The 13491-nt window shown below is 68.3% G+C and carries 11 protein-coding genes; 3 read left to right on the plus strand and 8 right to left on the minus strand.

Features of this window, described 5'->3' with window-relative positions:
- Nucleotides 1–25 precede the first annotated feature (25 nt).
- The gene (locus ACETK8_RS09465) at nucleotides 26–2242 is read right to left on the minus strand and encodes an RNA degradosome polyphosphate kinase (protein WP_374039244.1); all 2217 of its coding nucleotides are present in this window, start codon (nucleotides 2240–2242) and stop codon (nucleotides 26–28) included.
- Between the two features lie 264 nt (nucleotides 2243–2506).
- Nucleotides 2507–3187 (minus strand): chromosomal replication initiator DnaA, encoded by a 681-nt coding sequence (locus tag ACETK8_RS09470; RefSeq protein WP_374039245.1) that lies wholly within the window; start codon nucleotides 3185–3187, stop codon nucleotides 2507–2509.
- A gap of 399 nt (nucleotides 3188–3586) precedes the next feature.
- Here ACETK8_RS09470 and aspS point away from each other — a divergent pair, with 399 nt between their 5' ends.
- Nucleotides 3587–5416 (plus strand): aspartate--tRNA ligase, encoded by a 1830-nt coding sequence (gene aspS, locus ACETK8_RS09475; RefSeq protein ID WP_374039246.1) that lies wholly within the window; start codon nucleotides 3587–3589, stop codon nucleotides 5414–5416.
- 62 nt (nucleotides 5417–5478) lie between these two features.
- Here aspS and ACETK8_RS09480 read toward each other — a convergent pair whose 3' ends face one another.
- The 4 genes from ACETK8_RS09480 to ACETK8_RS09495 all read right to left on the minus strand — a co-directional run bounded on the left by ACETK8_RS09480 (nucleotide 5479) and on the right by ACETK8_RS09495 (nucleotide 10193).
- Nucleotides 5479–6378 (minus strand): pentapeptide repeat-containing protein, encoded by a 900-nt coding sequence (locus ACETK8_RS09480; RefSeq protein ID WP_374039247.1) that lies wholly within the window; start codon nucleotides 6376–6378, stop codon nucleotides 5479–5481.
- Between the two features lie 74 nt (nucleotides 6379–6452).
- The gene (locus ACETK8_RS09485) at nucleotides 6453–6938 is read right to left on the minus strand and encodes a pentapeptide repeat-containing protein (protein WP_374039248.1); all 486 of its coding nucleotides are present in this window, start codon (nucleotides 6936–6938) and stop codon (nucleotides 6453–6455) included.
- A 75-nt stretch (nucleotides 6939–7013) separates the two neighbouring features.
- Nucleotides 7014–7418, minus strand: coding sequence for an acyl-CoA thioesterase (locus tag ACETK8_RS09490; RefSeq protein WP_374039249.1), 405 nt, complete (start codon nucleotides 7416–7418; stop codon nucleotides 7014–7016).
- Between the two features lie 3 nt (nucleotides 7419–7421).
- Complete coding sequence (locus ACETK8_RS09495; protein WP_374039250.1) at nucleotides 7422–10193, minus strand: TSCPD domain-containing protein; 2772 nt, start codon at nucleotides 10191–10193, stop codon at nucleotides 7422–7424.
- Nucleotides 10194–10403: 210 nt separating this feature from the next.
- On the opposite strand from ACETK8_RS09495, the gene ACETK8_RS09500 reads away from it, so the two are divergent.
- Nucleotides 10404–10796 carry an NADH:ubiquinone oxidoreductase subunit NDUFA12 gene (locus ACETK8_RS09500; RefSeq protein WP_374039251.1) on the plus strand — a complete coding sequence of 131 codons (393 nt, stop codon included), beginning with the start codon at nucleotides 10404–10406 and terminating at the stop codon, nucleotides 10794–10796.
- Nucleotides 10793–11455 (plus strand): DUF2155 domain-containing protein, encoded by a 663-nt coding sequence (locus ACETK8_RS09505; protein ID WP_374039252.1) that lies wholly within the window; start codon nucleotides 10793–10795, stop codon nucleotides 11453–11455. Before ACETK8_RS09500 ends, ACETK8_RS09505 begins: the two co-directional genes overlap by 4 nt.
- Here the strand turns inward: ACETK8_RS09505 and aat are convergent.
- Both aat and accC read right to left on the minus strand, forming a co-directional pair.
- On the minus strand, nucleotides 11422–12027 hold the full coding sequence (aat, locus tag ACETK8_RS09510) for a leucyl/phenylalanyl-tRNA--protein transferase (protein ID WP_374039385.1): 606 nt from the start codon (nucleotides 12025–12027) through the stop codon (nucleotides 11422–11424). The genes ACETK8_RS09505 and aat overlap by 34 nt on opposite strands.
- A 114-nt stretch (nucleotides 12028–12141) precedes the next feature.
- The gene (accC, locus tag ACETK8_RS09515; RefSeq protein ID WP_374039253.1) at nucleotides 12142–13491 is read right to left on the minus strand and encodes an acetyl-CoA carboxylase biotin carboxylase subunit; all 1350 of its coding nucleotides are present in this window, start codon (nucleotides 13489–13491) and stop codon (nucleotides 12142–12144) included.

Genomic DNA, 13491 nt, shown 5'->3' on the forward strand with positions numbered 1-13491 from the left:
TCGCGCGGCGTCGCGTAGAGTTCGTTCACTGAGTGGGCCGGTCGTAACGCAGGCGACCCGGCAGGGTCTTCACCTTGCGCCCCCGACCCGACAGGCTGGGGTTGGTCATGAAATACTCGTGGGCCGAGAAGGGTTTGCCCGATCCGGTATGGACGACGCGCGTGTAGCCGCCGTCGGCGCCCAGCGTCCAGCTCTGGGCGTCGTCCTTCAGGTTGGCGACCATGATCTGGTCCAGCACCTGATCGTGGACGGTGGCGTTCATGACGGGCGTCATGACCTCGACACGGCGGTTCAGGTTCCGCGTCATCCAGTCGGCGGAGGAGATGAACACCTTGGCCTTGTCGTGCGGCAGTTCCTTGCCGTTGGCGAAACAGATGATCCGGCTGTGCTCCAGGAAGCGGCCGACGATCGACTTGACCCGGATATTCTCCGACAGGCCGGGCACGCCGGGACGCAGGCAGCAGATGCCGCGCACCACCAGCTCGATCCGCACGCCCCACTGGCTGGCGCGATACAGGGCGTCGATGATCTCCGGGTCCACCAGCGCGTTGAGCTTGACCCAGATGGCCGCCGGCTTGCCCTTGGCCGCCGCCGACATCTCCTTGCCGATCAACTCGATCAGGGTCGCCTTCATGTTGATCGGCGAGACGACCAGCGCCTCCAGATCCTCGGGCTGGGCGTAGCCGGTGATGTAGTTGAACACGCGCGACGCATCGCGGGCCAGCACGGGGTCGGAGCTGAACAGGCTGAGGTCGGTGTAAACCTTGGCCGTGACCGGGTGATAGTTGCCCGTGCCGAAGTGGCAGTAGGTCTTCAGGCCGTCGCCCTCGCGCCGCACGACGACGCTCAGCTTGGCGTGGGTCTTGTATTCGACGAAGCCGAAGACGACGTGGACGCCGGCCCGCTCCATGGCGCGCGCCCAGCGCAGATTGGCCTCCTCGTCGAACCGGGCCTTCAGCTCGACCAGGGCCACGACGTTCTTGCCGTTCTCGGCCGCCTCGATCAGGGCCGCGACGACCGGACTGTCTTTGGAGGTGCGATACAGCGTCTGTTTGATGGCGATGACGTTGGGGTCCCGCGCCGCCTGACGCAGGAACTGCACCACCACGTCGAAGCTCTCGAACGGGTGGTGGATCAGGATGTCCTTCTCGCGCACGGCCGCGAAGACGTCCCCGCCCTGGTCGCGCACCCGCTCGGGGTATCGCGGCTCGTAGCCGGGGAATTTCATGTCGGGATGGCCCGACGGAATCAGCTCGGACAGTTGGGCGATGCCCAGCATGCCGTCGACCATGACCACGTCCTGCGGCGCGGCATGCAGTTCGCCCACGATGAAGTCGCGCAGATCGTCGGGCATGGACGCCTCGATCTTGACCCGGACGACCGAGCCCAGACGACGCTGTTTCAGCGCCTCCTCGAACTCCAGAACCAGATCCTCGGCCTCTTCCTCGATCTCGATGTCGGAATCGCGGATCAGGCGCAGCACGCCCTTTTCCAAGACCTCATGACCGGGGAAGAGATGCTCGATGAACATCAGGAGCACGTTTTCCAGCGTCACGAACCGACGCCGCCCCTTCACCGACCGCCCGTCGCCGGTCAGCTCCCAGAACCGCTTCACCTGGGTCGGCACCGGCACCAGGGCGTAGAGGGTCTTGTTGTCCCGCTGGCGGCGCAGCTTCAGCGCCAGGGAGAAGCCCAGGTTGGGCAGGAAGGGGAAGGGGTGGGCCGGATCGATGGCCAGCGGCGTCAGGACGGCGAACAGCTGGTTCAGGAACTCGGGCTCCAGCCGTTCCTTGTCCGTCTTGGTGATCTTGGCCGAATGGACGACCTCGATGCCCGCCCCGACCAGTTCGCGGCGCAGCTGACGCCAGCGTTCCTGCTGCTCGGCCATCAGTTCGCCGGCCGCGACGTTGATCTTCTCCAGTTGCTCGGCGGCGGTCAGGCCATCGGCCGACAACACCCGCACCCGCTCGCGCACCTGACCCTTCAGCCCCGCCACCCGGGTCATGAAGAACTCATCCAGGTTGTTGGCCGAGATCGACAGGAACCGCAGCCGCTCCAGCAGCGGGTGGGCCGGGTTCGCCGCCTCTTCCAGCACGCGGGCGTTGAAGGCCAGCCAGCTGATCTCGCGATTGAAGAACCGGGCCGGCGAGGCCATCAGGTCCTCGTCCAGATGCAGTTGCGGGGCGTGGGAGGACGGCAGGTCCTCTCCAGCGGTGGCGTCGGCGATGGCGGCGTCGGACATGGGTCGGTTTTGGAGCCCGATTGTTACGGCTGCAAGCGCGAAGGCGCTTTCCCCTTAGCCTTTGTCATCCCGGCCGAAGCGAAGCGTAGAGCCAGGACGTGGAGCCCTTCAAATCTCACCTTCCGGAAATCGTGTCAGCGATTATCCGGAAGCAGGGTTGGGCCTGCGCCGGTCTCCCGGACAGCCGCTTCGCGCCTTCCGGGAGGGTGATGGAATACGCGTCCCGTCCCGGCTCTCCGCTTCGCTGCGGCCGGGATGACAAGGTCAGGCTTCGTCCAGTGTCGGAGACGACGACTCCAGCACCTGCCTGGCCAGCGCTCGCGTCACCGGCCGATGCTCGGCGTCCAGGCGATCCACCACGGCCGCGATACTGTCCGCCGAGCGGTCGATCCGCTTCACCAGATAGTCGATCACCCCGTCGCCCGGCGTGATGCTGCGCTCGGCGAAGCGCGCCGTCAGGATCGCCGACAGGACCGCGTCGTCCGGCGCCTCCATGGCCACGACCCGCACGGCGTCCAGGCGCGAGCGCAGGTCCGGCACCTTCACGTCCCAGCGACGGGGCGAGGGGCGCGACACCATCAGAAGCGCGCCGCCGTCCTGCTGGGCCAGATTGATGAGGTGGAACAGGGTCTCGTCGTCGGCGTCCTGTGCGATGTCGAGCAGGACCGGACGACCCTCCAGCTCCAGCGGATCGGCCAGGGCCGCTTCTGCGCCGTTCAGCGGGATGGCGCCCACCCGTTCGGCCCACAGGGCCGCCAAATGGCTCTTGCCGCATCCGGCCGGGCCGCAGATGGCCATGACCTGGCCCGCGCTGTCCGGCCAGGCGGCCAGGGCGTCGAAGGCGTAGGCGTTGCAGTCCGAGCGCACGAAGGCGGCCGCCCCGGCGGGGACGTCCCGCGTCAGGGGCAGCCTCAGCTGTTCGCGAAGAGGGCGGGGCGCCGACATGGGTTCACCATAACAGACGAAGGCGATTGTCCTGATACGGCGCCGCGATGCAACGTGGACAGACGATCCGCCCCTGTGGACGGCTGCGACCGCTTCTGACGTCAAAGAAAAATAGCTGTTTGACGCTCGAACGGCCCAAATCCCCCGTCGGCGCGGGCTTCGGCCGTATTGAGCGTGGCATGATGCCGGGCGGCCTTACAGTGACGGCGCCGGAAGCGAAGGGTACGGCTCGGTCGGCCTCATCCGAACGCTTCGGACTCTTCGGACGCTTCGGACGGTGTTTTGGAGTCCGGCCGCGTGCCCTTCGACTGCCGCCGACCTTGACTTTCCGCCCCCTGGATGCGCCTTACGCCGCTTCCAATTCATGCTGTTTCGCAGCCGTTTTCAGACGATTTTCTCATGCACGCCTATCGCTCCCACACCTGCGGCGCCCTCCGGTCTTCGGACGCGGGCGCCAATGTGCGCCTGTCGGGCTGGGTCCACCGCAAGCGCGATCTCGGCGGCCTGTTGTTCGTCGACCTGCGCGACCACTACGGCATCACCCAGTTGGTCCTGCACCCCTCGACGCCGGGCTTCGAGATCGTGGAGCGTCTGCGCGCCGAGAGCGTGATCAAGATCGACGGCGAGGCGGTCATGCGCGATCCCTCGACGGTGAACCCGCTCCTACCCACCGGCGAGGTCGAGGTTCGCGTCGCCGGCCTGGAAGTCCTGTCCGAAGCCGCCGAACTGCCGATGCCGGTCTTCGGCGAGCAGGAGTACCCGGAAGAGATCCGCCTGCAGAACCGCTTCCTCGACCTGCGTCGCGAGCGTCTGCACAAGAACATCGTCCTGCGCTCCAAGGTGATCTCCTCGATCCGCCGTCGCATGGTCGATCAGGGCTTCCTGGAGTACCAAACCCCGATCCTGACGGCCTCGTCGCCGGAGGGCGCGCGCGACTTCCTGGTCCCGTCGCGGATGCACCCGGGCAAGTTCTACGCCCTTCCGCAGGCGCCCCAGCAGTTCAAGCAACTGCTGATGGTCTCGGGCTTCGACCGCTATTTCCAGATCGCGCCCTGCTTCCGCGATGAGGACCTGCGCGCCGACCGTTCGCTGGAGTTCTACCAGCTCGACGTGGAGATGAGCTTCGTTACCCAGGAAGACGTCTTCGCCGCTATCGAGCCGGTCATGCACGGCGTGTTCGAGGAGTTCTCGAACGGCCTGCCGGTCTCGCCGATCGACGGCAAGCACACTTTCACCAACGACTTCGGCGAGCAGTTCGAACACGCCGGTTTCGAACGCCTGACCTTCGCCCAGTCGATGGCCTGGTACGGCACCGACAAGCCGGACACCCGCAACCCGATCAAGATGCAGGTCGTCTCCGACCACTTCCGCGACGGCGGCTTCGGCCTGTTCGCCAAGATCCTGGGCGCGGACGACAAGAACGCCGTCTGGGCCATCCCGGCGCCGACCGGCGGTTCGCGCGCCTTCTGCGACCGCATGAACTCCTGGGCGCAGGGCGAGGGCCAGCCGGGCCTCGGCTACATCTTCTGGTCGGACGATCAGAACGCCTGGGGCGGCCCGATCGCCAAGAACCTGGGCCAGGAGCCGACCGAGGCCCTGATGTCGTCGCTGGGTCTGGGCCAGGGCGACGCGGCCTTCTTCGTCGCCGGCCTGCCGACCGCCTTCGCCAAATTCGCCGGCCTGGCCCGCACCCGCGTGGGCACGGAGCTGAAGCTGGTCGCCGAGGACCAGTTCAAATTCTGCTGGATCGTCGACTTCCCGATGTTCGAGTGGTCGGAGGAAGAGAAGAAGGTCGACTTCTCGCACAACCCGTTCTCGATGCCGCAGGGCGGTCTGGAGGCCTTGGAGACCCAAGACCCGCTGACCATCCGCGCCTATCAGTACGACATCGTCTGCAACGGCTATGAGCTGTGCTCGGGTGCGATCCGGAACCACAAGGCCGAGATCATGCTGAAGGCCTTCAACATCGCCGGCTACGACGCCTCGGTGGTTGAGGAGCAGTTCGGCGGCATGCTGAACGCCTTCCGCTACGGCGCCCCGCCGCACGGCGGTCTGGCCCCCGGCATCGACCGCATCGTCATGCTGCTGGCCGGCGAAACCGCCATCCGCGAGGTCATCGCCTTCCCGCTGAACCAGCAGGGCGAGGACCTCCTGATGAACGCCCCGACCGAGGCGCAGGAGCGTCAGCTGAAGGACGTCCACATCCGCACGGCCCTGCCGCTCAAGTAAGGGCGTCCGCCCGGTACGAAAAAGGCCCCCGGTTCGGGGGCCTTTTTTTTATGGGGGGAGGATCAGTGGCGATCGGCGCTGGCGAAGTTCCGGCGCGGCGCCGGGGGGACCGGCGGCACGGGCGGAACAGGAGCGCGTGGCGCGACGATCATCCCGCGGGAGGTGCAGCTACGGACTGTCAGTCCGCGAGGCAGGCTGGTCGTCCCGTCTCCGCAGGCCTCGGAAACCTGTTCCTGGTTCAGGCCGCGGGCGCCCGACAGATCGGCGCCCCGGATATCGGCCCGGCGCATGGAGGCGCCCGAGAAGTTGGCCCGGCCGAACGAGGCGCGCGACAGACGGGCTCCGTCCAGCTCGGCGCCGGAGAAGTTGGCGTCCGAGAAGTCGCCGCCGGTCATGTTGGCCGCGTTGAGCTCGGCATTGGAGAAGGAGGCCCCGCGCGCGCTCACATTGGCCAGGGTCGTGCCGAACAGCTCGGCGCCCGACAGGTTGGCGTTGGCCAAGACGGCGGCGTTCATATTGGCCCCGACCAGTTCGGCGCCCGACAGATCGGCCCGGCTGAGGTCGGCGCGCGAGAAGTTGGCGCCCTGGGCCTCGGTCCCGCTCATCCGCACGTCGCGGAAGACAGCCGAGGAGAAGTTGGAGCCCTGGATCTCGGCCCCCCGCATGTCGGCGCGGCTGAAATCGCTGGAGGAGAAGTTGGAACCGACCAGTTCGGCGCCGCGCAGGTCCGCCCCGACCAGGGTCGCGCTCATGAAGCTGGCGCCGGTGAAGGTCGCGCCGGCCAGGTTGCGCCCCGACAGTTCGCAGCGATTGCAGGAGCCGCCCAGCGACACCATCCGGGTCACGTCGCGATCCTGGATCGAGAAGCTGACCTCGGCCGAAGCAGGCGCCGCGAACGCCGAAAGACCGGCGGCGAGCGCGAGCGCCGGCAGGGCGGCGGAGAGGCGACGGGAGAGGGTCACGGTCTGTTTCACCCTCCCTCAATGACCCCGAAGTCGCGGATTCCCTACTTAAATCGCCGTAAGGATGAAGGTCTTCAGCAGGCCGGAATGCGAAGGCCGCCGGGCAGGGTCGTCGAGGCGTCGCCGCAGGCGCGGTTCAGCTGAGCCTGGGTCAGGCCCGCGGCGCGCGCCAGCTGGGCGCCCGAGAAGTTCGCGCCCGTCAGGGTGGCGCCGGTGAAGCTGGAGCCTTCCAGATAGGCCCCGACGAAGCTGGCGTTGGTCAGGTCCGCGCGATTGAAGTTCGAGGAGGAGAAGACGCCGCCGTAAGCCTCCACGTCCCGCAGGTCGCTGTTCGAGAACCGCGTCCGGTTCATGGTTGAGAGGCTGAGATCGGCCTGACGCAGGCGCGAGCCCGACAGGTTCAGACCGCGCGCTTCCAGTCCCGAGAAGTCGCCCTGGAACAGGTTGCAGCCCGCGCAGCTGGCGCCGGCGCGCACACGGGCGATCTGGCCGGTGTTCTGGGCCATGGCGGGGCCGGCGATGAGGACGAGGGCCGTCGCGGCGAGGATCAGGCGTTTCAAGGCGGTCGTGCTCCAGCGAGCCATGAGGCTGTGGAAGAGGGTTACCGCACAGGTGTTTACGATCTGCTGAACCGCTCAGCCGGCGGAAGAGACCCGGGCCAGCATCTCCCGATAGGGCTCCGACAGGGCTTCGGACTTACCGTTCACGGCGCGCACATAGGTCAGGGAGACCTCGGTCAGCAGTTCCTCGCCGCGTCGGATATCGACCCGAAGCTCGTAGCTGGAGCGACCGATGCGGGGCACCGACACTTCGATGTCCATGAGGTCGTCGAACCGGGCCGAGGCGCGGAAGCTGGCGCGGGCGTCGACCACATAGCTCTGGCCCATGTCGGGATAGGTGTCGGTCATGACCCCGGCGGCGCGGAAGAACTCTGTCGCGGCCACGTCGGCATAGACGAAATAGTTGGGGTTGAAGACCACGCCTTGGGCGTCCACCTCGCCCCAGCGGACGCGGATCTGGGTCGTGAAGGTCTCCGCCATGCCCTAGCCGCGCATCTGGGGCGCGACCCCGCAAGTGTCGCAGATCCAGGCGCCGCCCCGCTGTTGCAGGGTGAAGTCGCCGCAGGCCGGGCAGGCGTCGGCCTCTCCGGCGCCCTGACGGGCGACGGGCGGTTCGGCCTTCTTGCCGAAGGGCAGGACGACGAGGTTGTCCGGCGTGGCGCCGCGGGCGAAGCCCTTGGAGATGAAGTGGGCGGCCGGGACCAGTTCATCGGCCTTGCCCGAGCCCAGGCCGTCGGCGTTCAGCGGGTCGGCGTCGGCGTTGGCCAGCTCGTGCCGATCCAGATACGACACGCCCAGTTCGCGGAAGATGTAGTCGAGGATGGACGTCGCCGAGCCGATGGAATCGTTGCCGGTGACCCGCCCCGCCGGCTCGAACCGGGTCAGCAGGAAGGCGTCCACGAACTCGTCCAGCGGCACGCCGTACTGAAGCCCGATCGAGATCGCGATGGCGAAATTGTTCATCAGGCTGCGGAAGGCGGCGCCTTCCTTGTGCATGTCGATGAAGATCTCGCCGAGCTCGCCGTCCTCATATTCGCCTGTGTGGATGTAGACCTTGTGCCCGCCCACGGCCGCCTTCTGGATATAGCCCTTGCGGCGGTCGGGCAGTTTGCGGCGGGTGCGATCCCGTTCGACCACCCGTTCGACCACGCGCTCGGTCTGGGCGGGGCGGGGCGCTTCTGCCTCGGGCGTCGCAGGACGCCGAGCGGGCTCTGTCTCCGGCAGGATGAGCGGGGGCTGGTTGGAGCTTTCACGGCGCGAGAGGCGGAGCGCGCGACGACCTTCGGCGGCGGCCTGGGTCATCACGGCCATGGCCGCGTCGATACCGACCCGGCCGGGCAGTTCGATCGGCGTCAGGTCCGCGACATCGCTCCAGGGCTCGGCGAGGCGAGCCGTGGCGGCGGCAGCGGCGGAAAGGTCGGTGAGGATCGGCTTCAGGGCGGCGGGCGCGCCCGGCCAGCCGGAGAGGTCGCCATGGCCGAAGACGTATCGGCCGGCGGCCGTGATCTCGCCCGGCGCGGCCAGGAGAGCCAGGACGCCGCCGCTGACGGCCGTCGCCTGATCCACGCCGAGAACGTCGCGGAGGAAGCCCGCTTCCAGCACCGGCGGGGTGAAGGCGTCTTCCAGCCGTTCGACCTGGGCCAGGGCCGTTTCGACCGCCTGGAGTTCCGCCTCGGTGAAACCGCGCGCGGCGAGGGCGTCGTGGTCGAGCGCGGGCGCGCCCGCCAGGGTGCGTCGGCCGAGAAGCCAGCGTTCCGCGTCCTCGACGACACCGCCCTGGCTCGCGATGGCGAAGGCGAGGGCAGGGTTCAGGCGGCGGGCGATCTCACCGTCGCCGGTCTCGAACAGGTCCAGCGCGGTCAGGGCCGGAAAGCCCAGCCGCAGACTGCGCTCCGCGTCGGTCGCCAGGGTCGCGATCACCGCGTGTCTGCGCCCCTGCGTCTGGGCGGCGGCAAGGGCCTGGCTGGTCCGCAGAGCGGCGGCGCGGCCCAGGGCGCTGGTCTGACCCGCCAGTCGGGCTTCGCGGATTTCGAGTTCGACCAGGACGGTTCCGGCGACGGCGGGCCAGGCCGCAGCTGGCCGCAGCGTCTCGGCCAACTCACTCGAAGCCAGAGAGGCGGATGCAGAGAAGAGGGCCTGGGCGGCGGCGACCGCGGTCTCGTCGACAGGGCCGTCCCCCTGAACGAGCAGCCAGTCGAGGCCGCCTTCCAGCGTCAGGGCGATCGGGCGCACGGCGTGTCGGCGGCGAGCCAGACGGCCGTCGGAGGCGAACCCGCAGGCGACCTCGATCTCGAGCGCCGTGGTCCACAGGCGCGCCAGGGCGTCCATCCCTTCGATCAGATCGGGCAGGGCGGTCGCGACGGCGGGCAGGGAGATCGCACAGCCGGGAGCGATGGACAGATCGGCCGCAGCCTCCGCATCGCGCACCGAAAAGGCGACGATCAGATCGTCGGCCAGACACCTGTCGGCGGCGGCGCGCAGGGCGGTCGTATCGGCGTCTTCGGGATCGGGAACCGCGACGATGCGGGCCGGGCCGGCCGGTTCGGGCTCCGGAGCCGAGAACAGGCGGCCCGCGATGGCGTCCAGAATGGCGGTGTCGTCGGCGCCCGCGCGGCGCGCGGCGACGGCGGCGCGGGCCAGAACCGGGTTCCCGGCGGGATCGCCGCAGACCTCTGCCGGGCCTTCGCAGCGCCGGACCGCGTCGGTAACGGCGCGCAGGGTTCCGGCGAGGCCGTCCATGGCGTGGGCCGTCAGGCGCGCGGTGCGTCGGCGGGCCGTATCGGCGACGAACGTCGCGCGTGCGCCTGCGTCGCTGAGGTCTAGCGCGCCGCCGTTCTTCGGGGCGTCCGTGGAGGCCTCGGCGCCCGGCGGCGTCCGGACCCCTTCTTTCAAGCCGATCGACGGTGCGGCGAGACCCAGAAGGACGCTGGCGATCACTTCGCCGGAGAAGGTCTCGGCATCCTTTCCGGTCCTGAAGACGCCCGTGGCGCGGCCCCAGGCGGCGAGGCGGGCGGCCCAGCGATGCAGGGCGCCGTCCAGAACGGCCCCAGACGCGGCGCCGACGCGCCCTAGTGGTCCTTCGAGCCGGGGCCAGTCGTCCGGCGAGGCGTCACCCCAGTCCAGCCAGGCTTCGACCCTCGCATCGCTCCAGCCGACAGGGGCGATCACGCGGACGACACGGTCCGCCCGCTCGATCTCGCGCGTCTCGCACACGACGGCGGCGGACAGGTCGGTCAGGAAGGGGGTGAAGCGCATTCGCAGGCCCGGACACAGCATCGTTTCGCCAGCCTAGGGTGCTCCGCCCCGCTGCCGCAATAGATGTAGCGGCTTCGGACGGGGTTACCCCCAAGATGTTGCTGAAGAGGATTTCGGCCGGACGCTGGACGCGGAGGCGCCCGGTTTCTATGATCGGGGCAGTGGATCGGGCCTCCCGCCGATCCGAATCTGTAAGACTGGATACGCCTCGTGCTCGGCAGAATCTTCGGTTGGACGTCCGGCGCGACGATCGGCACCCTCTTCACCATCGCCAAGCGCGGCGAACTGATCGGGACCGACGAAAACGGCAATCGCTATTACCAGTCGCGCGACAACGTCAGCTATGACGGCCGCAAGCGCCGCTGGGTCGTCTACAACGGCTATGCCGAGGCGTCGAAGGTGACGCCCGACTGGCACGGCTGGCTGCACTACACCTTCGACGAGCCGCCGACCGAGGCGCCCCTGCCGCGCCGCCGGTGGGAGAAGGATCACCTGCCCAACATGACCGGCACGCCGCTGGCCTGGCATCCGCAGGGCTCGCTGCTGGCAGAGGGTGTTCGCCCCGCCGCGACCGGCGACTATGAGGCGTGGAAGCCCGAATGAATCGTTCTCGCATCCTGATGATCGGAACGGCCGTCGTGGCCCTGGCCGTCTCCGGCGGCGTGGTCGCCGGCGGCTGGCAGAACGCGACGCCCCAGGATGCGACCCCGACGCAGTCGGACCCGATCGGCGACGCCCTGCGCAACGCTCCGGCCGAAGAGGCTGCGCCGGCCGGGGATCCGGCCCCGGCCAGACCGATCGCGATCACGCCTCCCACGCCGACCGTCGTCATGGCGGGGGAAGAAGACGAGGCCACGGCCGAAGAGGCCGCCAAGGCTGACGAGGACGAAGGCGAGTCCGAGGCGGACAAGGCGAAGCGTCTCGCGGCCGAAACGCCGACCCCGCGTCAGCGTCGTCGCGTCGCCATCATCGAGGCCATCGACAAGATCACGGCCGAGAGCATGCGGTTCGAGGTCGAGGTCGGCGGACGCCCTGTGCGCTTCAATCAGGCCCTGATCTTCACGGCCCGCGCCTGCGAGGTTTCGGCAAGCAACGAACTGGTCGAAGACGCCATCGCCTACGTCGATGTGACGCTTCAGCCCAAGGCGGCGGGAACGGCCCCGCGCCAGATCTTCCGGGGCTGGATGTTCTCCTCGACCCCGGCGATCAGCGGGCTGCAGCACCCGATCTATGACGCCTGGGTCGTGGGCTGCAAGGCATAGGTCACAGCCTCTTCGCCCGTTAGAGGGCGGGTCAGGACGGTCTTGTCGGGCGTCGCCCGAAGGGCGGTGCCCAGCATCCTCAGATAGGTGGACTGCGGTGTCTCGATCAGGCCGAACTGGTCCAGATGCGGCGTGCGGAACTGGGCGTCCAGCAACCGCCAGCCCCCGAGCCTGAGCCGCGCCACCAGATGGGCCAGGGCGACCTTGGAGGCGTCCGTCGCTCGGCTGAACATGCTCTCTCCAAAGAAGGCGCCGCCGAGCGTCACCCCATAGAGACCGCCGACCAGGACCTCGTCCCGCCAGCATTCGATGCTGTGGGCGAAGCCGCGCGCGTGGAGTTCCAGATAGAGGCTCCGGATCGGGCCGTTGATCCAGGTGTCCTCGCGGCCGGGCGCGGGGGCGGCGCAGGCGTCCAGCACAGAGGTGAAGGCCGTATCGACCCGGACGACGAACACATCCTTGCGGATCGTGCGGCGCAGGCGCGTCGGGATGTGGAAGGCCGTCAGCGGGATCACCCCACGCTGATCGGGCTCGACGATGAAGACCCGCGGATCGTCGCGCGCCTCTCCCATGGGAAAGACCCCGTTGGCGTAGCAGCGCAACAGGGCCTCGGCGGTGAACTGTTCGGGAGGAGGGAAGGCGGTGGCCTCGGGATCGGACACGTCAGACCTCTCCCGAGGCGGCGATCACTCGCCCTTCTGGGCCTTGGCCCATTTTTCCAGCCAGTGGATGTCGTAGTCGCCCGACAGGATGTCCGGTTCGGCCAGGAGGCGCTGGAACAGGGGCACGGTCGTATCTACGCCGCCGACGACGATCTCGTTCAGCGAACGCTTCAGGCGGGCCACGCACTCGGCGCGGTCGCGGCCATGGACGATCAGTTTTCCGATCAGGCTGTCGTAGTAGGGCGGGATCGAGTAGCCGGCGTAGATGGCGCTATCCAGCCGCACGCCCAGGCCGCCGGGGGCGTGGAAGTCGGTGATGGTGCCGGGCGAAGGCGTGAAGGTGTCGGGGTTCTCGGCGTTGATCCGAACCTCGATGGCGTGGCCTTCGAAATGGATGTCCTCCTGGGTGAAGGACAGGGGCAGGCCGGCCGCGATGCGGATCTGTTCGCGCACCAGATCGACGCCGGTGATGGCCTCGGTGACCGGGTGTTCGACCTGCAGGCGGGTGTTCATCTCGATGAAGAAGAACTCGCCATCCTCCCACAGGAACTCGATGGTGCCGACGCCCAGATAGCCGATGGCGGCGATGGCCTTGTTGACCGTCTCGCCGATCTTCTTGCGGCCCTCGGCCGACAGGGCGGGCGAGGGGGCCTCTTCCAGCACCTTCTGGTGACGGCGTTGCAGCGAGCAGTCGCGTTCGCCCAGGTGGACGACGTTGCCGTGGCTGTCGGCCACGACCTGGATTTCGATGTGGCGCGGCTTCTGAAGGTAACGCTCCATATAGACGGCGCCGTTTCCGAAGGCGGCCTTGGCCTCGGACTGAGCGGTCTGGACGGCCTCGACCAAGTCGTCGGCGGTCATGGCGACCTTCATGCCGCGTCCGCCGCCGCCCGCCGCCGCCTTGACGATCAGGGGGAAGCCGATGGACTTGGAGGCTTCGATGGCGGCCTCGACGGTCTCGACCTCGCCGTCCGAGCCGGGGACGACCGGGATGCCGGCGTCCATCACCGTCTTCTTGGCGGTGATCTTGTCGCCCATGACGCGGATATGTTCCGGCGTCGGGCCGATGAAGGTCATGCCGTGGGCGTTGACGATCTCGGCGAAGCGGGCGTTCTCGGACAGGAAGCCGTAGCCCGGGTGGATGGCCTGGGCGCCCGTGATCTCGGCCGCAGCGATGATCGAGGGGATGTTCAGATAGGACTTGGCCGCCGGGGCGGGGCCAATGCAGACGCTCTCGTCCGCCAGCCGCACCCACATGGCGCCGCGATCGGCTTCGGAGTGAACGGCGACGGTGGAGATGCCCATCTCCTTGCACGCACGGTGGATCCGCAGCGCGATCTCGCCACGGTTGGCGATCAGGACCTTGGTGAACAT

It is taken from the genome of Brevundimonas staleyi, from assembly GCF_041893865.1.
Taxonomy (GTDB): Bacteria; Pseudomonadota; Alphaproteobacteria; order Caulobacterales; family Caulobacteraceae; genus Brevundimonas; species Brevundimonas staleyi.

What these genes read in the sequence shown, in the direction of transcription:
- ACETK8_RS09465 (WP_374039244.1), bottom strand. Translation starts at nt 2,242, where the DNA reads ATGTCCGACGCCGCCATCGCCGACGCCACCGCTGGAGAGGACCTGCCG.
- ACETK8_RS09470 (WP_374039245.1), bottom strand. Translation starts at nt 3,187, where the DNA reads ATGTCGGCGCCCCGCCCTCTTCGCGAACAGCTGAGGCTGCCCCTGACG.
- aspS (WP_374039246.1), top strand. Translation starts at nt 3,587, where the DNA reads ATGCACGCCTATCGCTCCCACACCTGCGGCGCCCTCCGGTCTTCGGAC.
- ACETK8_RS09490 (WP_374039249.1), bottom strand. Translation starts at nt 7,418, where the DNA reads ATGGCGGAGACCTTCACGACCCAGATCCGCGTCCGCTGGGGCGAGGTG.
- ACETK8_RS09495 (WP_374039250.1), bottom strand. Translation starts at nt 10,193, where the DNA reads ATGCGCTTCACCCCCTTCCTGACCGACCTGTCCGCCGCCGTCGTGTGC.
- ACETK8_RS09505 (WP_374039252.1), top strand. Translation starts at nt 10,793, where the DNA reads ATGAATCGTTCTCGCATCCTGATGATCGGAACGGCCGTCGTGGCCCTG.
- aat (WP_374039385.1), bottom strand. Translation starts at nt 12,027, where the DNA reads ATGGGAGAGGCGCGCGACGATCCGCGGGTCTTCATCGTCGAGCCCGAT.
- accC (WP_374039253.1), bottom strand. Translation starts at nt 13,491, where the DNA reads ATGTTCACCAAGGTCCTGATCGCCAACCGTGGCGAGATCGCGCTGCGG.